25 protein-coding genes are annotated in these 22,351 nt (G+C 46.4%); 10 read left to right on the forward strand and 15 right to left on the reverse strand.

Annotation, left to right across the window (positions count from 1 at the left end; all coding sequences use genetic code 11):
* Positions 1 to 44: 44 nt before the first annotated feature.
* The 3 genes from ACWA5Z_RS12460 to ACWA5Z_RS12470 are packed head-to-tail and all read right to left on the reverse strand — an operon-like array spanning position 45 to position 2,092.
* The gene (locus ACWA5Z_RS12460; RefSeq protein ID WP_431052851.1) at positions 45 to 1,259 is read right to left on the reverse strand and encodes a ribosomal protein uL16 3-hydroxylase; all 1,215 of its coding nucleotides are present in this window, start codon (positions 1,257 to 1,259) and stop codon (positions 45 to 47) included.
* 16 nt (positions 1,260 to 1,275) lie between these two features.
* The gene (locus ACWA5Z_RS12465) at positions 1,276 to 1,665 is read right to left on the reverse strand and encodes an RnfH family protein (protein WP_431054356.1); all 390 of its coding nucleotides are present in this window, start codon (positions 1,663 to 1,665) and stop codon (positions 1,276 to 1,278) included.
* On the reverse strand, positions 1,655 to 2,092 hold the full coding sequence (locus ACWA5Z_RS12470; protein ID WP_431052853.1) for a type II toxin-antitoxin system RatA family toxin: 438 nt from the start codon (positions 2,090 to 2,092) through the stop codon (positions 1,655 to 1,657). Before ACWA5Z_RS12470 ends, ACWA5Z_RS12465 begins: the two co-directional genes overlap by 11 nt.
* Positions 2,093 to 2,352: 260 nt before the next feature.
* Between ACWA5Z_RS12470 and ACWA5Z_RS12475 the strand changes: the two genes are divergently transcribed.
* Positions 2,353 to 3,012, forward strand: a complete 660-nt coding sequence (locus ACWA5Z_RS12475) for a hypothetical protein (RefSeq protein WP_431052855.1) — start codon at positions 2,353 to 2,355, stop codon at positions 3,010 to 3,012.
* Positions 3,013 to 3,143: 131 nt separating this feature from the next.
* Here the strand turns inward: ACWA5Z_RS12475 and ACWA5Z_RS12480 are convergent, their stop codons facing one another.
* A complete protein-coding gene (locus ACWA5Z_RS12480; RefSeq protein WP_431052857.1) occupies positions 3,144 to 3,905 on the reverse strand; it encodes a copper homeostasis protein CutC in 762 nt (253 codons plus the stop codon).
* Between the two features lie 98 nt (positions 3,906 to 4,003).
* Positions 4,004 to 4,756 (reverse strand): carbonic anhydrase, encoded by a 753-nt coding sequence (locus ACWA5Z_RS12485; protein WP_431052859.1) that lies wholly within the window; start codon positions 4,754 to 4,756, stop codon positions 4,004 to 4,006.
* A 237-nt stretch (positions 4,757 to 4,993) separates the two neighbouring features.
* On the opposite strand from ACWA5Z_RS12485, the gene ACWA5Z_RS12490 reads away from it, so the two are divergent.
* The 8 genes from ACWA5Z_RS12490 (at position 4,994) to ACWA5Z_RS12525 (ending at position 13,237) form a co-directional block, all read left to right on the forward strand.
* Positions 4,994 to 7,627, forward strand: coding sequence for a GDYXXLXY domain-containing protein (locus ACWA5Z_RS12490; protein WP_431052860.1), 2,634 nt, complete (start codon positions 4,994 to 4,996; stop codon positions 7,625 to 7,627).
* A 79-nt stretch (positions 7,628 to 7,706) separates the two neighbouring features.
* A complete protein-coding gene (pth, locus tag ACWA5Z_RS12495) occupies positions 7,707 to 8,291 on the forward strand; it encodes an aminoacyl-tRNA hydrolase (RefSeq protein ID WP_431054357.1) in 585 nt (194 codons plus the stop codon).
* A gap of 19 nt (positions 8,292 to 8,310) precedes the next feature.
* On the forward strand, positions 8,311 to 9,402 hold the full coding sequence (gene ychF / locus ACWA5Z_RS12500; protein ID WP_431052862.1) for a redox-regulated ATPase YchF: 1,092 nt from the start codon (positions 8,311 to 8,313) through the stop codon (positions 9,400 to 9,402).
* A 66-nt stretch (positions 9,403 to 9,468) separates the two neighbouring features.
* Positions 9,469 to 9,903 carry a very short patch repair endonuclease gene (locus ACWA5Z_RS12505; protein ID WP_431052864.1) on the forward strand — a complete coding sequence of 145 codons (435 nt, stop codon included), beginning with the start codon at positions 9,469 to 9,471 and terminating at the stop codon, positions 9,901 to 9,903.
* Positions 9,872 to 10,978 (forward strand): DNA cytosine methyltransferase, encoded by a 1,107-nt coding sequence (locus tag ACWA5Z_RS12510; protein ID WP_431052867.1) that lies wholly within the window; start codon positions 9,872 to 9,874, stop codon positions 10,976 to 10,978. Before ACWA5Z_RS12505 ends, ACWA5Z_RS12510 begins: the two co-directional genes overlap by 32 nt.
* Positions 10,965 to 11,573, forward strand: coding sequence for a hypothetical protein (locus ACWA5Z_RS12515; protein WP_431052869.1), 609 nt, complete (start codon positions 10,965 to 10,967; stop codon positions 11,571 to 11,573). The genes ACWA5Z_RS12510 and ACWA5Z_RS12515 overlap by 14 nt, the downstream gene beginning before the upstream one ends.
* A gap of 19 nt (positions 11,574 to 11,592) precedes the next feature.
* Entirely contained in the window at positions 11,593 to 11,865 is a 273-nt protein-coding gene (locus ACWA5Z_RS12520; RefSeq protein WP_431052871.1) for an ACT domain-containing protein, read from the forward strand.
* A gap of 10 nt (positions 11,866 to 11,875) precedes the next feature.
* Positions 11,876 to 13,237, forward strand: a complete 1,362-nt coding sequence (locus ACWA5Z_RS12525) for a PFL family protein (protein ID WP_431052873.1) — start codon at positions 11,876 to 11,878, stop codon at positions 13,235 to 13,237.
* 48 nt (positions 13,238 to 13,285) lie between these two features.
* Here ACWA5Z_RS12525 and ACWA5Z_RS12530 read toward each other — a convergent pair whose 3' ends face one another.
* Entirely contained in the window at positions 13,286 to 13,585 is a 300-nt protein-coding gene (locus ACWA5Z_RS12530) for a helix-turn-helix domain-containing protein (RefSeq protein WP_431052875.1), read from the reverse strand.
* Between the two features lies 1 nt (position 13,586).
* Positions 13,587 to 13,940 (reverse strand): type II toxin-antitoxin system RelE/ParE family toxin, encoded by a 354-nt coding sequence (locus tag ACWA5Z_RS12535; protein ID WP_431052877.1) that lies wholly within the window; start codon positions 13,938 to 13,940, stop codon positions 13,587 to 13,589.
* A 158-nt stretch (positions 13,941 to 14,098) separates the two neighbouring features.
* Here ACWA5Z_RS12535 and ACWA5Z_RS12540 point away from each other — a divergent pair, with 158 nt between their 5' ends.
* Positions 14,099 to 15,697 carry an ABC transporter substrate-binding protein gene (locus ACWA5Z_RS12540; protein ID WP_431052879.1) on the forward strand — a complete coding sequence of 533 codons (1,599 nt, stop codon included), beginning with the start codon at positions 14,099 to 14,101 and terminating at the stop codon, positions 15,695 to 15,697.
* Between the two features lie 90 nt (positions 15,698 to 15,787).
* On the opposite strand, the gene ACWA5Z_RS12545 is transcribed toward ACWA5Z_RS12540, so the two are convergent.
* The 8 genes from ACWA5Z_RS12545 to ACWA5Z_RS12580 form a co-directional block, all read right to left on the reverse strand.
* On the reverse strand, positions 15,788 to 16,132 hold the full coding sequence (locus ACWA5Z_RS12545; RefSeq protein WP_431052881.1) for a type II toxin-antitoxin system PemK/MazF family toxin: 345 nt from the start codon (positions 16,130 to 16,132) through the stop codon (positions 15,788 to 15,790).
* On the reverse strand, positions 16,129 to 16,398 hold the full coding sequence (locus ACWA5Z_RS12550) for an AbrB/MazE/SpoVT family DNA-binding domain-containing protein (RefSeq protein ID WP_431052883.1): 270 nt from the start codon (positions 16,396 to 16,398) through the stop codon (positions 16,129 to 16,131). The genes ACWA5Z_RS12545 and ACWA5Z_RS12550 overlap by 4 nt, the downstream gene beginning before the upstream one ends.
* A 96-nt stretch (positions 16,399 to 16,494) precedes the next feature.
* Complete coding sequence (gene bioD / locus ACWA5Z_RS12555) at positions 16,495 to 17,139, reverse strand: dethiobiotin synthase (protein ID WP_431052885.1); 645 nt, start codon at positions 17,137 to 17,139, stop codon at positions 16,495 to 16,497.
* 4 nt (positions 17,140 to 17,143) lie between these two features.
* Positions 17,144 to 17,920 (reverse strand): malonyl-ACP O-methyltransferase BioC, encoded by a 777-nt coding sequence (gene bioC / locus ACWA5Z_RS12560; protein ID WP_431052887.1) that lies wholly within the window; start codon positions 17,918 to 17,920, stop codon positions 17,144 to 17,146.
* Positions 17,914 to 18,561 (reverse strand): DUF452 family protein, encoded by a 648-nt coding sequence (locus ACWA5Z_RS12565; protein WP_431052889.1) that lies wholly within the window; start codon positions 18,559 to 18,561, stop codon positions 17,914 to 17,916. The genes bioC and ACWA5Z_RS12565 overlap by 7 nt, the downstream gene beginning before the upstream one ends.
* Positions 18,561 to 19,721, reverse strand: a complete 1,161-nt coding sequence (gene bioF, locus ACWA5Z_RS12570; protein ID WP_431052891.1) for an 8-amino-7-oxononanoate synthase — start codon at positions 19,719 to 19,721, stop codon at positions 18,561 to 18,563. The genes ACWA5Z_RS12565 and bioF overlap by 1 nt, the downstream gene beginning before the upstream one ends.
* Complete coding sequence (gene bioA, locus ACWA5Z_RS12575; protein WP_431052893.1) at positions 19,715 to 20,998, reverse strand: adenosylmethionine--8-amino-7-oxononanoate transaminase; 1,284 nt, start codon at positions 20,996 to 20,998, stop codon at positions 19,715 to 19,717. The genes bioF and bioA overlap by 7 nt, the downstream gene beginning before the upstream one ends.
* A gap of 127 nt (positions 20,999 to 21,125) precedes the next feature.
* Entirely contained in the window at positions 21,126 to 22,232 is a 1,107-nt protein-coding gene (locus tag ACWA5Z_RS12580) for a methionine biosynthesis PLP-dependent protein (RefSeq protein WP_431052895.1), read from the reverse strand.
* Positions 22,233 to 22,351 lie beyond the last annotated feature (119 nt).

The following is a 22,351-nucleotide window of genomic DNA, read 5'->3' on the forward strand; positions in this document are numbered from 1 at the left end:
TAAAAGTGAAACGGAGATCCAATTCGGTATCTCCGTTTTTTTGACTATGGGTTTAACACCAACCAGCCATTTTCCAACCAACTGCACAGCGAATCCAACAGCACTTCCTCTGCCATTTCATCGTCTAAACCGGCGACATAGCCTTGCAACGCTTGCCAATCCAGCACCGCACCGTTGGCGAGATCGGTTAATACCGCACTTTCCAATTCGCTTAACTCGTCTACCCATTCGCCATTGACATACAACGCAAACGGTTGTTCAGTGTAGAGAATCTTACTGTTACTGTCCTGCTGAAGCGTTGCGCCGTTTTGCAACATCCCGCTCAATTCTTCCGGATAAAATTCGTCGTCCGATTGCAACAACTCATAACGACGGCTGCTGACCGCACTTGCCACCGCGTGTTGAAACAGATGATCGAATTGTGGCGATTGAGCGAGATAATCCAACAACTGCCGTTTCATGGTTTGCACCATTGTCGGATCGAGTTGTGCCAACGGTTGCGCATTCGGCGATAAACGCAACGGAATATTCAATTCGGACGGGTTAAAGTGCGGTGTCGGGTGGCAGATTGCGTCGTTGATATTGTCGATCAAATCGCCTAAATTCGGATAACGCAAACCAAACGAAACGGTTAAACACTCGTCCTGCGCCACGCCGTAGTGCGACAAGCGCGACGGCACATACAAGACATCGCCCGGCTGCATGACTTCATCTAACAGCAAGTCGCCCATGTCGTCAAAAATGCGGATCGGTTGATTCGGTTTGAATTCGGTATTCGGATCACACCACTTGCCCAACTGCCAACGGCGATGTCCGTAAGCCTGCACCAAAAACACATCGTATTCATCATAATGCTTGCCGACCGAGCCGCCTTGCGGCGCATACGACACCATAATATCGTCCCGTTGCCATTGCGGAATAAAACCGAACGCTTGCCATAATTCGCCCAATTCCGGCGACCATTGTTCCAAATTCTGCACCAGCACCGACCATTGTTCCGGCAAATTTTTGAAATCTTGCTTGGCAAGCGGGCTGGTTTTCAACGTCCAACATTCCTCACCGTCGGCGTTGATGTCGGTTTTCACCAACCGCGCGGTCACGTCCTCTTGCTGTGCCAAGTCGATAATATCCTGCGGTTCGAGCAAGCCGACAATTTGCGGCAAGCCGTTTTTGATTAACAAAGGTTTTTTCTGCCAGTATTCCGTAAGAAACTGCTCGGCACTGATTTCATTCGGGAGACAATAGGCAATTTTTGACATCGGATTATCCTTTTATTTATTCGGAAGTAGAAGTGGATTCGGCACTTGACCGCACTTTTTTGGCTTGTTCTTTGGCTTCGGCGCGTTGCTGTTTTTCTTGTGCTTTTTGTGCTGCTGCCTCTTGTTTTTGCTGCTCTGCCCGTTTGCGACGAATCTCTTTCGGATCAGCCAGCAGCGGGCGGTAAATCTCAATCCGATCGCCGTCTTGCAACACATCGCTCAACTTTGCCAAACGGCTGAAAATGCCGACGGTATTGGTGCGCAAATCAATCTCTTTATATTGTTGCAAAATTCCCGATTGCAAAATCGCATTTTGGATAATCGTGCCGCTTTCCACTTGGTAACTTTGCAGAAAATAGCTGTGCGGCAGCGCATAAGCAATTTGAATACTGATTTTATCCGACATCATACACCTCTTTGGCACGTTGTTTGAATGCGTCGATCATTTTCACGGTTAACTGTTCGAAAATTTTGCCGAACACCGCGCTGATTAAGGCGCTGGAAAATTCAAAGTCTAATTTCAGCCGAATTCGGCAGCAATGTTCATCAATTTCGTCAAACTGCCAATAACCTTGCAAAAAACGAAACGGACCTTCGACCAGTTGCATTTGGATCCGTTTATTCGGCTGCATGGTGTTGCGCGTGGTGAATTGTTGGCGGATCCCCGCTTTGCTAATCACCAACTCCGCCGTCAATTCGTTATCGGCAGTCGTCAGCGTTTTGCCGGCAACACAGCCGGGCAAAAATTCGGGGTATTTTTCATAGTGATTGACTAATTGATACATTTGCTCGGCACTATAGCCTACCAATGTCGTTTGATTGACGGAGGGCATGATTTTCCTAACACAAAAGAACACAATAATGATAATAATCTGCGTAATATACGCCAAGCAGGGGGCAAGATCAAACTGGAGACACTACCAATCTAAAGAATAACTATCGCTAATTTAATCGGTTCAAAAATCACTTTTTTAAGATTAACAAACATCAACAGATCCTAATAATAAAAGCATCGTTGCGCTTGACATCCCCCCCCCCCCCCCCCTTAAAGTAGGATAACAAAACCGTTTATTTTCTTCTTTAAGGGATCATTATGCAACAAAATAAATCACAACAAATCCTAAAAATACTCAACCAAGTTAATTGGGTTTATCGTATCCTATTTTGGGTTATTATTGCTTTCTTTGGTTTAATTGTGGTCGAGAATTTTATCAAAGATTTGACCAATGGCATTATTACCTTAATCATCTCTATTTTTATCGCCTTGTTCTTAATTAAATTGGTATTCGGTATTATCAATTTAACCTACGCCAATCTACAATATATTCGTTGTCTAAAATTAATGAATGAACAACTTAGAGAATCCGGCATTTCCACCACCTTATCGCAGCAATCAAAAGTGCCTCCTAGCCTTTTTGCCATTGATACCATCAACAAATTACTGTTTATCAATAACCAACAGACTGATTATGAACCGCTTATCTTTGATAAAGAAAAGTTAATTTCCGCAAAAGTGGAACGTGAATCAACCGTTCACACCACGACGAAGCATAAAGGCAGTGTCGCCGTATTTGGCTCATCATTTGGTTATAACTTCGGCAGTAAATCAACCTCCACCAGCCATATTACTGAAACTGCTTTTTTAGAGTTGCAATATTTAACCGAGCAGAAAACCAGTTTTACCCTTGTTATTCCATATGGCGGCAATCGCCGTGGCGCAGAAGAAGCATTGAATACCATTCAACAATTCTAAAATGGTATCGCTAAGCAGAGGAGTAAATCTCCTCTGCTTAGCGATCAATAACGTTGTTATTCATTATGACAAACTAATGCTTAAATTGAGATTTTTCCCTAAAGCTGAAAATGCGCGTCCGATTGTGTTCCTTAATTCCGCCCGCTGTACGGCAAAGCGGATTCATCCCTAATCTCAGCCAGCACTGCCCGTAATTTTTTGCCATCGGTGATGTTGATTTGTTGATCTTGTCGGCTGTCTTTGCCCATACTTGGCGATTCGTTGGCCAACATGGCGCTGTGGCGATAACCGCCGGCGGAAAGGTGTAGCTCTTGTGCACCGGTAATTTGCAGGATTTGCCACGCATTGCTTGCATTCACGCCAGCCCCCGGCATAATACTAATGCGATCATCGGCTTGTCGCACCAGTTGGCGGATCAGCGCTGCGCCCTGTACCGCACTTTGTTGCTGTCCTGAGGTTAAAAGCCGCTCGCAGCCCAACTCGATAATCTGCTCAAGTGCGGTTTGCGGATCACGGCATAAATCAAAGGCTCGGTGAAAGGTCACGCCCAAACCGTCAGCAGCGTCGAGCAAACGGCGGCAAGTGGCTATATCAATCTCGGCCTTATCGGTTAATGCGCCGATCACTACGCCTTGCAACCCGCACTGTTGCGCCAAGCGAATATCCGCCTGCATGATCTTGACCTCCTCGGCACTGAACAGAAAATCCCCTGCGCGCGGGCGTATCATCAAATATAACGGAATCTGCGCCGCCGCTACCGCACTTTCGATTAACCCGTAGTTCGGCGTAATGCCGCCCAACGCCAATGCGCCGCACAGCTCGATTCGGCTCGCACCGCACTTTTGTGCGGTATGCAGCGATTCGATATTATCGACACAGACTTCAATCAGCATGATTTATCCTTACTCCGCGATTTTTTATACTATGCTATGCTTTCCGAAACAAAAATGCCAGTCGTTCCTGACCGGCATGATTTTCCGTTTCAAATCGGTTATTTTTCACCAAGCACGATTCTGTCGCCTAACGCTTGCAACGGGCGATTATTTTGCATGCCAATCATTTTTTCCATAGCACGCAGTTGTGCCGCACTCGCTTGCAACGGTTTTTCCATCACAATCCAGTTGACGCCTTCGGTACACGGCGGAGTGGTTAATGAGCCTTTCAAGCGTAGATGTGCCAGATCTTTCGGAAAGAGGTTGCGAACATTTATGGCTTCGCTCAATGCCACATTGTCACCGGCTTTTACGGTCTGCGCCAAAATTTGTACCAAGTGCGGATTTTCCTTACCCTGTTCAAACATCACGGCAACCACGCTGATTTCCCCGTCTTCGCTGGTATGTACGAAATGCAGCTCCATCGGAAAGGCTTTGTTATCCAATGTGTGCTCGCTCGGCGTATGAACATGGAATTGTTGCAAGGTATAAAGCTTGCCGTTCAGCGTTAAATTGCCGATTTTGCTCTGCGGCGTCAACTGTAGCGTATGCCCGTTATTTTCCATGACATAATTCACGGCGGAATAATGATATTGCAAATCGGCTTTTGTCCGTTTGGCTTTGCTTGACAGATTCACCGGTGATTGCAAATGACCGGTGGCGCAGGTTGCAAACTCCGGTGCCAATGTCCCCCAATGTGCCGGAGAAGTATCTCCATGATACCCCCAATGCGGATGGTGTTCCGTAGCCGAATGCTGGCTACAGGCTGATAACAGTACACTAAAAACGGCCGTGGTAACGATTTTTTTCATACGTATCTCCAAACGATATTAATCCAATATGGAAGCGCCAAAACGCTTCAATTGAAATATACACGGCCCTTTTTTCCCATCAAGTTTATTCTTAACAAAATTCATTTTTCTTGATTTAAAACAGAAAACACGCAAACACTATTGACACGGTATCACATCGGATACGCTTGATAAGCGTTGTTTTTCAGCAAGAAAGCCTTTACTATCAAGTAAACTTTCTGCGATGAGGAAGAAAAAATGAAGATAAGCTCCGCATTATTCGCCGAATCTTGGCAGAAATATCTCTTACTGCTTGCCTCTCTAACGGGCGTGGGTTTTCTCAGCAGCGGCGTGGTCACTTGGATCGCCGCCAATTGGGATTATTTTGATAAATTCAGCAAACTGTATGCCACACAAGGTTTATTCTTCGTCAGTATGGCGGCGGGAATGGTGTGTTATTACCGCGAATACCGTAAACTCGGGCAAGTGCGGTTGAAATTTGTCAGCAGCAGTTTTTTCTTTATCGCTGCCGTGCTGATTGGCGCATTACTGGCGTTAATCGGGCAGATTTACCAAACCGGCGCCGATCCTTGGCAATTATTCGCACTATGGTCACTGTTGCAAATCCCATTATTCCTGGCACTGCCGAATACCGCCGCGGTGTTATTACTGCTCGCGACCGGTAACCTGGGGCTGGCACTCTATCTTGAGCTGTTTTGGTTGCAGACGTATTCGTTATATCTGATGATCCTACTCAACCTCTGTTTTGTGATCTTAAGCGAAATTTTCAATAAAACTTTACACGATCAAGATTGGCACATCAGCTCCAAAGTCAGCAATACTGTGCTGATCGGGTATCTGCTCCTGCTCTGCGCCAGCACGCTAAATAGCGCCCCCTTGGTGTGGTTGCTCTCTGCCGTCATGCTTTATTATTACAAACGGCAGCGCCACGATCTGTTTAACCAAAGCGGTTATTGGGCTTGTCTGTTATTCAGCATAGATATTTTTTTGTTAAATGTGAATGGCTGGAATATCGGCGGGGTTTTACTGGCGACAATCATCACTCTCGGCGCTGCGGCTTTCCTCGGTATCCATTTGAAAAAACAATATCAGCAGCAGGGGCAAGGCACGCCTTGGCCGGTGCAAATCCTGTTTACCTCACTGGCAATCCTTGCCACATTGTTGCTGATCATCCTTCTGTTTGTAGCGGACATTTTTGAACCGGACCATCTGTTTCTGATGACATCTCTGGCGTTCCTCGCCATCGGCGCGGCACTCTATGCCAAAAAAGCCAATGAATATGCCAGTGGTCTCTTGATTATGGTTGGCTTGGGGCTTTATGTTTTCCATTATCTGTTTAATGATCTCTTCAGCTTCCGACCGGACGAGGCGTTTTCGGCACGAAATTGGGATTTGCTCGGCATTATTGTCATCAGCCTGCTGTGTTACCTGTTTATTGCGACTAATTGGGTCAAAACCGGCAGCCTTATCCTGCTGCTGTTTATCTTATTATATACTTTCGGTTTTCAAAACCATTACCTGTATGGGCTCGATCCAACTCAAGAGCCGCAATATGATTTTTGGTATTTAGTGTTTGATTATTATGCCGGTTATTGGTTGGCGCTCGGCAGCTTGATTCTGTTCTGTTTGAGCCTGCGCCCGTGGCGTTATCACGCCCATATTCAAAGTGCGGCATGGGCATTTTGGCTGGTTTATATCGGTTTTATCGCAAAGCCGGATATTTATATCTCTTTGAATAGCGTAGAGGCAAATCCGCTCTCCGCTCACAATCATATTCGTGAATTTTTCCATATTATCACCAATTCCCTGTTCACGGCGGAAGGCTGGCGTTGGACGACGTTGATCCTGCTGCTGATTTGCCTGTCCCCGGTGCTGATCCATCTCTGGATCAGCCGCCAGCAACACTTGAAAATACAAAGTGCGGTGACCATCGCCCTGCTGCTGGCGGTTTTCGGACTAGCTTTTATCGCCTCCCCCGGGATTTTGCTCGGCTTCGCTTTACTGCTGATGGCTTACCCGAATCACAATCGACTGCTGTTCGGTTGCGCCCTGCTCGCGATTATCGGCTTTTTGGCAAAATACTATTACTGGCTGGGTTTGCCGTTACTGTATAAATCCTTTTTACTGTTAGCCAACGCGCTCTTGTTCCTGTTAGCCGCGCTGTATTTACAGCGCCAATGCCGGCGTACAAGTGCGGTACAAACGGCTGCCCCGCATTATCAAGGCAAGATCGGTTGGTTTACGCCGTCGCTCGCCGCACTCACGCTGTTGCTGACACTGGCTGTCGGCAACTTCAGCATTCAAAAATACGAAAATGTGCTGAACAACGGCAAAACGGTGATCCTCGCCTTGGCGCCGATCGATCCGCGTTCGATTATGCAGGGCGATTATATGGAACTGAACTACAATTTGCTGAATCAAGTGCGGTCTGAAATCGAGAAACAGCAAGAGGATAAGCGAATCGAGTTTAACGTCGATCAACTGCGCACCATTCAATCGCAAGACAGCGGCGAAAGCTATACTATCAACGAGGTTGACCAAGAAGCCTACGCCCGCTTCAAACAATGGCTTGATCAACGCCCGACACAACTGTACGCACTGTTAAAACAAAACCCTGACGGCACAAGTACGCTTTGCCGTTTGGCTGCAACATTGCCAACGGATTACCACGATTGCCTGGCGGATATTGCCATCAAACTGCGTATCCGTGACTACCGCACATTATGGAACCTGAAAATGCCCGGACAGCAATTCTTCTTTGCCGAAGGACAAGCCGCGCATTTTGGGCAAGCCCAATACGGGGAATTCCGTGTGCTAAACGGCACGGCATTGTTGGCACGTTTGTTGGATAGTGAAATGAGAGGGTTGTAGCAACAAGTTGTCGATTGTAGCAAGTGCGGTTTTAGCGTAAAATACGCCTCTATTTTTAGCTCAAACGATGAAAAATACCGTGTCGCAAATTAAATTAATCGTCGGGTTAGCCAATCCCGGCAGTCAGTACGCACAAACGCGCCATAATGCCGGCGAATGGCTGATGGCGCGTTTGTGCCGTCAACATAACCTCAACTTAACCGCCGACAGCAAATTCTTCGGACATACTGCGCGTGCGTTGATTGCCGGTCAAGAAGTGCGGTTGCTTGTGCCGAGCACGTTTATGAACCTCAGCGGCAAAGCGGTCGGCGCACTGGCGAATTTTTACCGCATTCAGCCGGAAGAGATTTTGGTGGCGCATGACGAATTGGATCTGCCGCCCGGGGCGGCAAAATTGAAACTCGGCGGCGGACACGGCGGACACAACGGTTTGAAAGACATTATCGCCAGTCTCGGCAATAATAAAAATTTCCACCGTCTGCGAATCGGTATCGGACACCCCGGCGATAAAAATCGGGTCTCGGCTTATGTGTTGGGCAAACCGCCGCAAAATGAACTGAATTTAATCGAACAAGCGGTGGATGAAGCGGCATTATGCATTGAGATTATGCTGAAAGACGGCATGACCAAAGCGACCAATCGTTTGAATAGTTTTAAAATTTAATCTGAAAAAGGAAAATATTATGGGATTTAAGTGCGGTATCGTCGGTTTACCGAATGTGGGCAAGTCGACCCTATTTAACGCATTGACAAAAGCAGGCATTGAAGCGGCGAACTATCCGTTTTGCACCATCGAGCCGAACACCGGCGTTGTGCCGATGCCGGATCCGCGTTTAGAGGCGCTGGCGGAAATCGTCAAGCCGCAACGGGTGCTGCCGACCACCATGGAATTTGTCGATATCGCCGGTCTGGTTGCCGGAGCGAGCAAAGGCGAAGGGTTGGGCAACAAATTCTTAGCCAATATCCGCGAAACCGACGCGATCGGACACGTGGTACGCTGTTTTGAGAACGACGATATTGTGCACGTTGCCGGTCAGATCAATCCGGCGGAAGACATCGACACCATCAACACCGAACTGGCGTTAGCCGATTTGGACAGCTGCGAAAAAGCCATTCAACGCCTGACCAAACGTGCCAAAGGCGGCGACAAAGAGGCGAAATTCGAATTATCGATTATGGAGAAAATCCTGCCAGTGTTAGAAAATGCCGGTATGATCCGCTCGGTTGGTTTGGACAAAGATGAGTTACACGCGATTAAAGGCTACAATTTCTTAACCCTGAAACCGACAATGTACATCGCCAACGTTAACGAAGACGGCTTTGAAAACAATCCTTATTTAGATCGCGTACGTGAAATTGCCGCAAACGAAGGCGCTGTGGTTGTGCCGGTCTGTGCCGCGATCGAGTCGGAAATTGCCGAGTTAGACGACGAAGAAAAAGTGGAATTTTTGCAAGATCTCGGCATTGAAGAACCGGGTTTAAACCGCGTGATCCGCGCCGGTTATGCGTTACTCAATCTGCAAACCTACTTCACCGCCGGGGTGAAAGAAGTGCGCGCCTGGACGGTTGCCGTCGGCGCAACCGCCCCGAAAGCCGCCGCCGTGATCCACACCGATTTTGAAAAAGGCTTTATCCGCGCCGAAGTGATCGCCTACGACGATTTCATTCAATTCAAAGGTGAAAACGGCGCAAAAGAAGCCGGTAAATGGCGTTTGGAAGGCAAAGACTATATCGTTAAAGACGGCGATGTCATGCACTTCCGGTTTAATGTGTAACAAAACATCAAACGCTGCGAATGAGCAGCGTTTTTATAAGCTACTTATTTATAAGAACATTACTCGATGACTAAGCTAACCTCTGATCAAATAAGTAAAAATATGAAGGCTAATAAAAGCTCAGGTACAAAACCGGAACTACTGCTAGCTAAGACATTATGGAAAATGGGATTGCGCTATCGAAAAAATGATAAACGTGTTTTCGGAAAACCTGATTTAACATTTTTTAAACATAAAATAGCAATTTTTGTCGATGGTGAATTCTGGCACGGAAAAGATTGGAATATACACAAATACGATATCAAAAGTAATAAAGAATTTTGGATTACAAAAATAGAACGAAACATGGCAAGAGACAACGAAGTCAATAAAAAGTTAAAAGAATCTGGTTGGACGGTTCTACGTTTCTGGGGAAAAGATATACAAAAACACCTAATTTTGTATACAAAAATGATAGAGAAAGTAATTTATGAAAAAAAAATACATGAAAATAGAAAGTGAGCAACTCCCTGTAGAAGATAAAGCTGCTCAATATTCACTATTTCAACATACGGCAAACATCCCCCCTTCAATCAATCCCGATTTTACTTTTATCGATCTGTTTGCAGGTATTGGAGGTTTTAGAATCGCAATGCAAAACTTAGGAGGAGTGTGCGTTTTTTCCAGTGAATGGGACGAAAAAGCACAAAAAACCTATGCTGCTAATTTTGGCGAAGTACCATTCGGTGATATTACTCTTGAAGAAACCAAACAATATATTCCCCCAAAATTTGATGTGTTGTGTGCAGGATTTCCATGCCAAGCTTTTTCAATTGCAGGAAAAAGAGGAGGATTTGAAGATACCAGAGGTACATTATTTTTTGATGTTGCAGAGATAATTAAAAGACACCAACCTAAAGCATTTTTCCTTGAAAATGTTAAGGGTCTAATCAGTCATGATCGAGGAAGAACACTAAAAACTATATTGAATACACTACGAGATGATTTAGGATATTTTGTCCCTAAACCAGAAATAATTAATGCGAAAGATTTTGGAGTACCTCAAAATCGAGAACGTATTTTTATTGTAGGATTTCATTCTGATACACAGGTCAGTGAGTTTTCTTATCCAAAACCACTAGATATTAAAACGACATTTAGAGATATTCGAGAAAAAAATACTGTCCCGACAAAATATTATTTATCAACTCAATATATAAACACTTTAAAGGCTCATAAACTAAGACATGAAAGTAAGGGTAATGGTTTTGGCTATGAAATTATACCTGATAACGGCATTTCAAATGCCATTGTTGTTGGAGGGATGGGGAGAGAGCGCAATTTAGTTATTGATCATCGAATTACCGATTTTACCCCTACAACCAACATAAAAGGAGAAGTAAATCGTGAAGGGATCAGAAAAATGACTCCTCGTGAATGGGCTAGATTACAAGGATTTCCCGAACAATTTATAATCCCTGTTTCCGATGCTTCCGCATATAAACAATTTGGAAATTCTGTTGCTGTACCAGCGATCCAAGCAACTGCTTTTCGACTCATATCAAAAATAAAGGAGATATTAAATGCCAAAAAATAAAGATTTAATTCATATAACCATTATAAAAGAGATCATAGAAAAGCTGCCGATTAATGAAAATTGGAAGCCAAGTGATTTTATAAAAAATTACTGGACTTTTTATAAAGACAACTATCCCAATAATCCTAGTATTAATGGTACTATTTTTGAAGAGCTACTTGTTCTATCCTTACTACGTGAAAATATTTCACCGATTTACGTACAAGCAAAATTAGCATTTGTCCCTAATGTAATTCTTGACATAGTCTTATATAATCGAAAAACACCAATTACTATTAGTGCCAAAACCACACTGCGAGAACGCTGGAAACAAGCAGATTTAGAAGCTATGGCGACAAAATATGTACATAGGGAAGCTAAATGCTATGTTGTTACATTATCACACAATGAAGTTTTTGCCCGACGAAATGAGAATAACAGTTATATGGGAATAAATGATTTTATTTTAGCTGATACAGATGATTATGATCATTTAATAAATAAATTAAAAAAACTACACTTTTCTAAAAGTGAAGAAATAAAAATTATTACTACAGATGAAAAATATGTTGATAAATCAACCATAAAATCAACATATAATCTTTCCTTTGACTAACGGGAAATAAATAATAAACATGAACAACTCAGTATTAACCGTGATCGGTAAAGATCGGATCGGGATTGTGTATGATGTGGCGAAATTGTTAGCCGAACAACAGATTAATATCGTCAATATCAGCCAACAATTAATGAATGAATTTTTTACCATGATTGTGTTGGTGGATACCAGCGCGTGCGCCAAAGATTATCAAACCTTGTCCGCATTTTTTGTTGAAGAAGGCAAAAAATTGGGCTTGGAATTGCGCTTGCAAAATACCGATATTTTTAATGCCATGCACCGGATTTAAAGGATTGAAAATGAGCAACAGTATTCAGTCTTATGAAATTTTAGAAACGCTGAAAATGGTGTCGGATCAACACTTTGATGTGCGCACCATCACCATCGGCATTGATCTGCATGATTGTATCAGCCCCGATTTGGCAACCTTAAACCAAAATATTTTCAACAAAATCACCCATGTCGGCAAAGATTTGGTGCAAACCGCCAAAGAGCTGTCGGCAAAATATGGCGTACCGATTGTGAATCAGCGCATTTCGGTGACGCCGATTGCGCAAATCGCCGCGGCAACCAAAGCGGACAGTTATGTCTCGATTGCCCAAACCTTGGATCGCGCCGCCAAAGCGATTGGGGTCTCGTTTATCGGCGGTTTTTCCGCGTTGGTACAAAAAGGCATGAGCCCGTCGGACGAAGTATTAATCCGCTCGATTCCGGAAGCGATGAAAACCACCGATATTGTCTGTAGTTCGGTCAATATCGGCTCGACCAAAGCCGGAATCAATATGGACGCGGTGAAACTGGTCGGCGAAATCGTAAAACAGACCGCCGAAACCACACCGGAAGGTTTTGGCTGTGCCAAACTGGTGATTTTCTGCAATGCCGTGGAAGACAACCCGTTTATGGCGGGTGCATTTCACGGTTCAGGCGAAGGTGATACGATTATCAATGTCGGCGTTTCCGGTCCGGGCGTGGTCAAAGCCGCATTGGAAAACGCCAATGCGCAAACCTTAACCGAAGTGGCAGAGGTGGTAAAGAAAACCGCATTTAAAATCACCCGCGTCGGCGAATTAATCGGGCAGGAAGCCAGCAAACGCTTAGGCATTCCGTTCGGCATTTTGGATCTCTCCCTTGCGCCGACCCCTGCCGTCGGCGACAGCGTGGCACGGATTTTGGAGCAAATGGGCTTGAGTATCTGCGGCACGCACGGCACCACTGCCGCACTGGCGTTGCTAAACGACGCGGTGAAAAAAGGCGGCATGATGGCGTCAAGTGCGGTCGGCGGTTTAAGCGGCGCCTTTATTCCGGTTTCCGAAGATGAAGGCATGATTAAAGCGGCTGAACAAGGGGTGCTCACCCTCGATAAATTGGAAGCAATGACCGCCGTTTGCTCCGTCGGTTTGGATATGATCGCCGTACCGGGCTACACCACTGCCGCCACCATTTCAGGCATTATCGCCGATGAAGCGGCAATCGGCATGATCAACAGCAAAACCACTGCGGTGCGGATTATCCCCGTGCCAAATAAAGATGTCGGCGACAGCGTGGAATTCGGCGGCTTACTCGGCTATGCACCGATTATGCCAATCAAACAAGGCAATTGCGAAATTTTCATCAACCGCGGCGGCCGCATTCCGGCGCCGGTGCAGGCATTGAAAAATTAATTGATCACCAAAAGTGCGGTCAGAATCTAATCTGAACCGCACTTGATGTTACAAATCAAATCCAATCCGAGTCCCGTCAGGCATGGTTACATCTAAACTCAACTTTCCGCCTAACCCATTGATATACCGTTTTAAAGTAGATAAGCGCGGATCATTATCCGGCTGTTCCATTCTGACGATTGCCGGCTGCGACACACCCATTATGTCTGCCAATTCTTTTTGTGACATATTGAGTTTATCACGTAACATATTCAGCGTGATTTTACGGCTTTCTTCTTCGACTTTGGCTTTAACCCATGCTTGAACTTCAGGACTTTCTTTTGCCAAGAGTTCTTGAAATGTTGACATATTATTTCCTCTTTAAATTATCTAAATGCTTTTGAAATTCACTATCTGCAACTTTAAGCATGTTTTTATAGAACTTCTGCTCATTTAACCCTGTTTTGTCACCTGCACACAACACTATTGCTTGCTGAGCCGGATCAAATGCAAAAAATGCCCTTATTGGATTGCCTTTATATTGCACTCTTAATTCTTTCATATTATTGAAAACAGAGCCTTTAACTGTATCGGCATAAGGACGACCAAGCTGAGGACCATACATTTCTAGCAACGCCATTGAAGCCAACACGGTTCTTCTCAGTTCTGTCTCTTGTGCTAAATACCATTCATCAAAAAACTCAGTTGTGATAACTTGCCACATTTTCCCTCCAAACCATTTCCTTACTGATAATATAACCTATTCATTATATTTTCAAGTAACTCCTTATGCCTTTTCGTTCTAACAAAATCCAATTGATTATTTTCCCTTTGCCGGTTTTATTGTATGTTAATTATTCGTTTATTTAACAAGGAGTCTCAATGAAACCAACCGCACTTTTCTCTTTAACCGCACTTGCGTTATCTTTCTCCGCCGCTGCCGAAGCTGCACCGCATACATTGATTAACTGTATTAGCAATTCGCCGGCACAGTTCAGCCCGGCGATTATTAATGACGCCAATGATTTCAACGCCAGTTCGCAGCAGGTTTACGACAGCTTATTAGCATTCAAACCCGGTTCAACCGAGATTGAGCCGGGCTTGGCGGAACGTTGGGAAATCAGTGAGGACGGCTTGAGTTACACCTTTTACCTGCGCAAAGGGGTGAAATTCCATGCCAATAAAGAATTTAGCCCGAGCCGTGAGTTTAACGCCGATGACGTGCTGTTTTCCTATTTGCGCCAAGCGGACAAAGCTCACCCGTTTCATAACGTGTCTAATGGCACTTACTTCTATTTCAACTGGATGGCGTTGCCAAAACTGCTGAAATCGGTGGAAAAAGTCGATGATTACACGGTGAAAATTAACCTGAACAAAGCCTATTCGCCGTTTTTGAAAATCGTGGCAATGGATTTCTTGTCGATTTATTCAAAAGAATATGCCGATAACATGCTGGCGGCAGGCAAACCGGAAACGATTGATAAAACCCCGATCGGCACGGGTCCGTTTGTGTTTCAGGCTTATCAATTGGATCAGGCGATTCGTTATAGCGCCAATGCCGATTATTGGCGCGGTAAAGCCGATGTGGATCGCCTGATTTTCAGTATCACCCCTGACGCGACCGCACGCTATGCCAAGCTGCAAACCGGCGCATGCGATGTGATCGACTTCCCGAATATCGCCGACATTGACGAGATGAAAACTAACCCGAAAGTGCGGTTGTTCGCCAAAGAAGGGCTGAATTTAGCCTATATCGGTATCAATCACCGCAAAGCCCCGTTAGATAATGTCAAAGTGCGCCAAGCGTTGAATTATGCCACCGATAAACAGGCGATTATCAACGTGGTCTATCAAGGCGGCAGCGGCGTGGCGGCGAAAAATCCGTTCCCACCGAGCGTATTGGGCTACAATGACGCAATCGAGGATTACCCGTTTGATTTGGAAAAAGCCAAGCAGTTGTTGGTTGAGGCAGGCTACGGCGCCGGTTTTGAAACTGAAATTTGGGTGCAGCCGGTAGTGCGCCCGTCCAACCCGAACCCACGCCGCACCGCGGAAATTTTGCAGGAAGACTGGGCAAAAATCGGGGTGAAAGCCAAATTGGTGACTCACGAATGGGCGGATTTCAACAAACGCACCCGTGAAGGCGAATTTTACACCGGCACTTACGGCTGGACCAGCCGCAACGGTGATCCCGACAACTTTTTAGCCCCGCTGTTAGGCTGCGAAAATGTCGGCGGCACAAACTACGCCGGTTGGTGCAACCCGGAATTTGAAAACCTGATCCAACAAGCGGTTGCCACTTCCGACGACGCTCAACGCGCGGCGTTATATCAACAAGCCTTAGTCATCGCCAAAGAACAAGCCCCGTTGATCCCGCTCGCGCACTCGGTCAATTATGTCCCGACCAGCCCGCGCGTACAAAACTTCCAACAAAGCCCGTTTGGTTATACCGCATTTTATGGGGTGAAGGTGGCGGATTAGGTTCAATCACTAATATATAGTGCAACAAAAAATCTAGGGCGCATTTAATGCGCCCTTACACAATTTTATCAATTCACATTGTCAATAAAGCTAATCCCTTAAAATTGCCTCAATAATATCTTGCACTTCATCAACAATAAACGTTGGCGCGGTTTCAAATTTTCTCATCTTTCTCACTCTAAAATCCACCACACGTACTTGATAAGCAATAACCACGCCATGAGTTCGGCAACCGCTACCCATTAAGGACACCGAAAAGCCATTTTCTCTTGCGGTAGCGGCTTCACCCTGCGAAATAGGACAAAGCATCATAAAACCGGTCTGATGAAATGCTTTTGAACTCAGCACCAATGCCGGACGAGAGCCTTTAATTTCACCACCTATACTGGGATCAAAATCAATTTTAATAATATCACCACGATCAATTTTCATCATAATTCGATTTCATCTCCAACTGCTTGCATGCTATCCCAATCGTTTAAACTCGGTAACTCGCCTGTTGTCATTGCTAGGCGTTGCTGCAAGGTTAAGCGCGCTTGTTTCGCCTCTGCGCCAGTACGTTTAATTTGTAGCACAACTCGGTCTTGTTGAATATTTTCTATTTCAAAAAAATCGCCATTGACAAGCTGTAAGCTCGCAATAAAGTCTTTCGGCAATCGCACCGCTTTGCTGTTGCCCCACTGTTTCACTTCTAATCTCATTACCTATCTCCTTTCAACTGTCAATGTATATCCAAAATAATACAATTAACTAGTGTATGGTTTTTATACAGCAAAAGCAATAGGCGCTGTTACTGACTACAAAATATTCCGCAACTCAACAAATTCCGCCAGCGGAAAATGTGTTGTCAGATACTGTTGCAAGTAGGCTTTGGTTTCGTTTTCGATAATCGGATCGATCTGCGGATAGTGGTTATAAATCAAGGCGTGCAAGGCAATGCCGCGCTGTTGGCAGACTTCGAGGCTTAACAACGTGTGATTGATACTGCCGAGTTTGCCCGAAGTGACCAAGATCAGCGGGTAGCCCTGTTGTTGCAAGTAATCCAGCGCGGTCAATTCCTGATTTAACGGCACTGCCAAGCCGCCGGCGCCTTCGATTAACACCACCTCATAATCTTGCGCTAAGGTTTGGCTATCGGCAGTGATTTGTGCCAAGTCGATCTCGGTTTGCGCCAAACGTGCCGCCAAGTGCGGTGAGCAGGGGTAAGCAAATACATAGCGGCAAGTCGTGCCGTCAAGATCACATTGTTGCAGCGGCAAATTTTGCAGTTTGCGGTGGGTTTGAATATCATCGGCAATGCCGGAACAGCCGGTTTGCACCAGTTTTTGTGTGATCACCGTTTGCCCTTGTGCCGTAAGGCGGTTGGCATAAAAACCAGTGGCGATGGTTTTGCCGACATCAGTATCAATGCCGGAAACAAAAAATATTTGCTTGTTTTTCATTATATTATCTTCTTTTGGCTAAAATCAGCAACGGTGCATAAGTCAAACTCACCTTGCCGTCGGCGCGGCTAAATTGCTGTTGATAGGCGTGGCAAAACGTCTGCAACCGCCCTTTCGTCCAAAACGTGCGGTTGGTGGCGGTGACGCCGGTGGCTTGCAAGTGGCGCAACACCGCACTCGGCTGTTCAAACCACAGTGGGATTGTATCTTGTTGTTGTGCAATCAATTCAAAGTGCGGTTCAAGCCACGCTTGCCATTGTTCCGCCGTTGGATAGTGCAAACCGACTGCCGTCAGGTGTTTAATCTCAGATAAATTTTGTGGTAAAAAGGTGCTGAATAACAAGCAACCGTTTGGCTTAAGCGCTTGTTGTGCGAGCCGAATAATCCGTTGCGGTTGCTGAAACCACTGCACGGTCGAAGCCGAAACCAGCAGATCAAATTGCTGAGTAAGAGCAAAAGTGTGGTCGAGCCGTTCCGCGTCGGTTGCCAACACTTGCACCTCCGCCGTCGCCAATCGCTGTTTTGCCTGTGCCAGTGCGGTTGAATTGAGATCATTTAAACACCATGACCGCACTTGGTAAGCTTGCGCCAATAATCGGGTTAAATCGCCGCTACCGCAGCCGATTTCCAGCGCAGATTGGAATTGGCGTTGTCCGCTTCGGCGCAATAAATCCGCCAAACGGCGGTTGATCTGTTGCTGTGCCAACGCTTGTTGATCGTAACTGGTTAAGGCTTTGGCAAAACAGTTGCCAATCCGTTTTTTATCCAACACCGCTAGCATAAATCAGCCCAATCGCTAAATATCGGTAACGCAAAGTGCGGTACGGCAAGTTGGCGGATTTCACACGCGGTTTGCTGCCAATACTTGAGTTGATTGGCTGTCGGGAAGATCTGATCCTGCGTGCCGACAATCGCTTTTTGCCAGCGGATCGAAGCCGGTTTGGCATGGGGAAAAGTGCGGTACACCGCTGCCAACTCCTGTGCGATTTCCTCGGTCGGACGTGCTGGAATCGCTTGGTACTGCTGTAACAATTCACGTTTGCCACACATTCGCCGTTCAAATTTAGCGCGGGTAAGCTCATTAAAACCGTCTAATGTGCCTTGAAAAATCGCGTGCGGAATGCCGTGTTGATCGTCAATTAAACAGGGCGTGCCGTTAATTGCCACGCTGCTGGCAAACGGCAATTCTGCCACGGTCTGCTCCGCCGCCCACACCCCCATGGACCACGCCACCAAATGCAAAGTGCGGTAGCGGCTGAGATCAAGATTGAATGTTAAATCACGGTAATCCCAACACAACAATAGATCGGTGTCAGACGGAATCTGCCAATGTTTCACCAGTTCAGGCGATGTGCCCCAACCGGCAAAATAGACAATCAAATTCGGGTTATTTTCTGCGCTGATCTGCCATTCCGTTTGCATTATGCACCTCCTTGCAAGACATCAACCAATTGCGTCACCTCATCGGCGGTCATATCGGCGGTTAAGGAAAAACGAATGCGCGATGTGCCGTTCGGCACGGTCGGCGGACGGATCGGCAAACAGTAAAAACCGCACTTTTGCAAGCGTTCGGCCGTGGCAACCGTTGTCGCATTATCGCCTAAAATATAAGGTACGATTTGGCTATGACTGAGTATGGCTTGTTGTGTCAATTGCTGCACGCTCTGCCGCAATTGCGCACTCAATTGCTGCAAATGTTGCCGTTGCGCTTGCATAGTTGGCAAGCGTTGCATTAGAAAATGCGTCCATTGCACCACCAATGGCGAAAGTGCGGTCGAGAAGATCAACGGACGCATTTTATTAATCAAATAATCCTTAACTACTTGCTCGCACAACAGGTATGCGCCCATCGCTGCCAGCGCCTTGCCAAACGTGCCGACCAAAAAATCAATCTGCCCGATACAACCGCACTTTTCCGCCAAACCCAAACCGTTTTGCCCGAACACGCCAAGTGCGTGCGCTTCATCAACGTATAACATCACATTGCGATACTGCTGTTTCAACGCCACCAGTTGCAATAAGTCCGCCGTATCGCCGTCCATGCTGAACACACTTTCGGTGACGATAATAATCCGTTGGTATTTTTCGCTGTTTTTTGCCAATAATTGTTGCAAATGGGCGTAATCATTATGGCGGTAACGCTGATAATCGGCGCTGGCAAGGCGAATGCCGTCAATCAAACTGGCGTGGACGAGTTTGTCGGCTAAAATCAGAGTATGTTTATCCGCTAACGCCGGCAAAATGCCGATATTGGCATGATAACCGCTGTTAAACAACAGACAGGCTTCACGCTGAAACCGACTCGCCATCAAGCTTTCCAATTCGGCATAAATCGGGAAATTGCCGGTCAGCAAACGCGAGGAAGACGAGGTGAAACTCGCCTGTTGCCAATCGGTTTGCGCTAAAAATTGCTGTTTTAATGTGTGATCGGCAGCCAAGCCCAAATAATCATTAGAGGAAAAATTCAGCATTTTGCGTTCATCGCGCCAGATCCATTTTCCCCCGTGGCGAATGTCAGGCAAAGTGCGGTATTGTCCCTGTTGTTGCAGCTGCGCCAACTGCTCGGCATAAAAATTCAGCATAAGCCATACTCTTGTTGCAGCGCCTTCAGCACGCCGTTTATCAGCTGCGACAATTGTGCGGGAGTGATAATAAACGGCGGCATGAGATAGACCAATTTACCAAACGGACGCACCCACACGCCCTGCTCGACCAAACGTGGCTGTAAGCTGCGCATATTGACCGCACTTTGCATTTCAATCACACCGATTGCGCCCAACACCCGCACCTCCGCCACGCAATCCCACGCTGCCGCGGCTGCCAATTCCCGTTTTAACTGCGTTTCGATACGGGCGACATTCTGTTGCCAATCGCTTTCCAACAATAAGCGGATCGACTCGGCGGCAACTGCGCACGCCAACGGGTTTGCCATAAAAGTCGGACCGTGCATAAAACAGTGCGCGACGCCGGCGCTAATGGTATCGGCAACCCGATTGGTGGTGATCGTTGCCGACAGCGTCAAATAACCGCCGGTCAAGGCTTTGCCTAAACAGAGAATATCCGGCACAACCTCGGCGTGCTCTAAGGCAAACAACTTGCCGCTGCGCCCGAAACCGGTGGCGATTTCATCAAAAATCAGCAACACGCCATAGTGATCGCACAGTTTTTTCGCCTCACGCAAATACTGCGGCGAATAGAAATACATTCCGCCTGCGCCTTGCACAATCGGTTCTAAAATCAACGCGGCAATCTGTTCGCCGTGTTGTGCCAACAAGTCGGCTAACGGTGCAATATCCGCTTGATCCCATGCTTGATCAAAACGCGTTTGCGGCTGCGGCAGGAAAAATTGGATCGGCAACCGTTGGCTGAACAAACCGTGCATGCCGGTAATCGGGTCGCACACCGACATCGCATGCCACGTATCGCCGTGATAGCCGCCGCGCATAGCGGCAAATTGGGTGCGCTGCGTTTGCCCCAAGGCGTGCTGATATTGCAGCGCCATTTTCATCGCCACTTCCACCGCCACCGAGCCGGAATCGGCATAGAAGATTTTTTGCAATTCGGACGGCAATAATTCGAGTAAAAGTTGCCCTAAACACACCGCCGGTTCATGGGTCAGCCCACCGAACATGATATGGCTCATTTGTTGCAGCTGATCGATTGCCGCTTGGTTTAAACGCGGGTGATTATAACCGTGCAACGCCGCCCACCACGACGACATGCCGTCAATCAGTTTGCGCCCGTCTTGCAGCATGATTTCCACGCCGTCGGCTTTTGCCACCGGATACACCGGCAGCGGATCGAGGGTGGAAGAATACGGGTGCCATAAATGTTGGCGGTCAAATTCAGTTAAATTCATTGTATTTTTATGTTTGCTAAAAAATTGGCAAGCATTTTAGCACCAAAATTCAATAGATAAAAAAAGGATACCGCACTTTGGGTATCCCTTTACTAAAAAACGCGTTAACGTAAATTTACTTCAGCAGCTACTTTAACTGCGCCAAGGCTTGCGCCAAATCCGCTTTAATATCAGCCACGTTCTCCAAGCCGACCGAGAAACGCAATAAGCGGTTGCACACACCGCGCGCGATCCGTTCCGCTTCCGGAATGTCCATGTGGGTTTGGGTTGCCGGATAGGTGATAAAACTTTCCGTACCGCCCAGACTTTCGGCAAAGGTAATCAATTTAATCGCTTTTAAGAACGGATTGACCCAGCTTTCCTCTTTCAGACGGAACGACAACATCCCGCTCTTGCCGGAATATAGCACATCTAAAATTTGATCTTGCTCGGCTAAGAATTTGGCGATTTCCCGTGCGTTTTGTTGATGGCGTTCCATGCGCAATGCCAAGGTTTTCAAACCACGCACCGCTAAGAACGAATCAAACGGCGATAAAACCGCACCTGCGCCGTTTTGCAGATAGAACAAACGCTCGCCCAGTTCCTGCCCTTTGGAGACGATTAAGCCCGCCAACACATCGTTATGACCGGATAAATATTTAGTCGCGCTGTGGATCACCAAATCCGCACCGTGTTCAATCGGACGGAATAATACCGGGGTTAAAAAGGTGTTATCCACGATTAATAACAAATTGTGTTTTTTGGCAATCTTGCTGATTGCCGCCACATCGCACTCTTCCATTAACGGATTGGACGGGGTTTCGACAAAGATCGCTTTGGTATTCGGTGTGATCGCCGTTTCAATCGCGGCTAAATCGGCGGTGTCGACATACACCGGTTTCACGCTGTTATTATTTTTATAACAGAAATCCAGCAGACGGTAAGTGCCGCCATAGACATCGCTGGAGATAATCCATTCGTCAGGGGCTTTAAACAGCGACATTAATAATTGAATCGCCGCCATACCTGAGGCACAGGCAAAGCCGCGATCCCCGCCCTCTAAACGCGCGATTCCTTCTTCCAACACGGTGCGGGTCGGGTTTTTGGTACGGGTGTAATCATAGCCGGTCGATTCGTTAATGCCGCGATGACCATAAGCGGTGGAAAGGTAAATCGGGGTCGCCACTGCGCCGGTTTTTTCATCGGTGCGATTGCCCAGTTGCGCCAGTTCGGTTTCAATAGAATAAGTTGTCATAATCTCGCCTTAACACAGTCTAATTGTAAATAGTGCATTATTCTGACATAAATAAAACACCTAATCTACACGCACAAATGAAAACCGCACTTTTGGCTAAATTTCGATAAAACCACTCA

This window comes from Testudinibacter sp. P80/BLE/0925 (genome assembly GCF_053570785.1).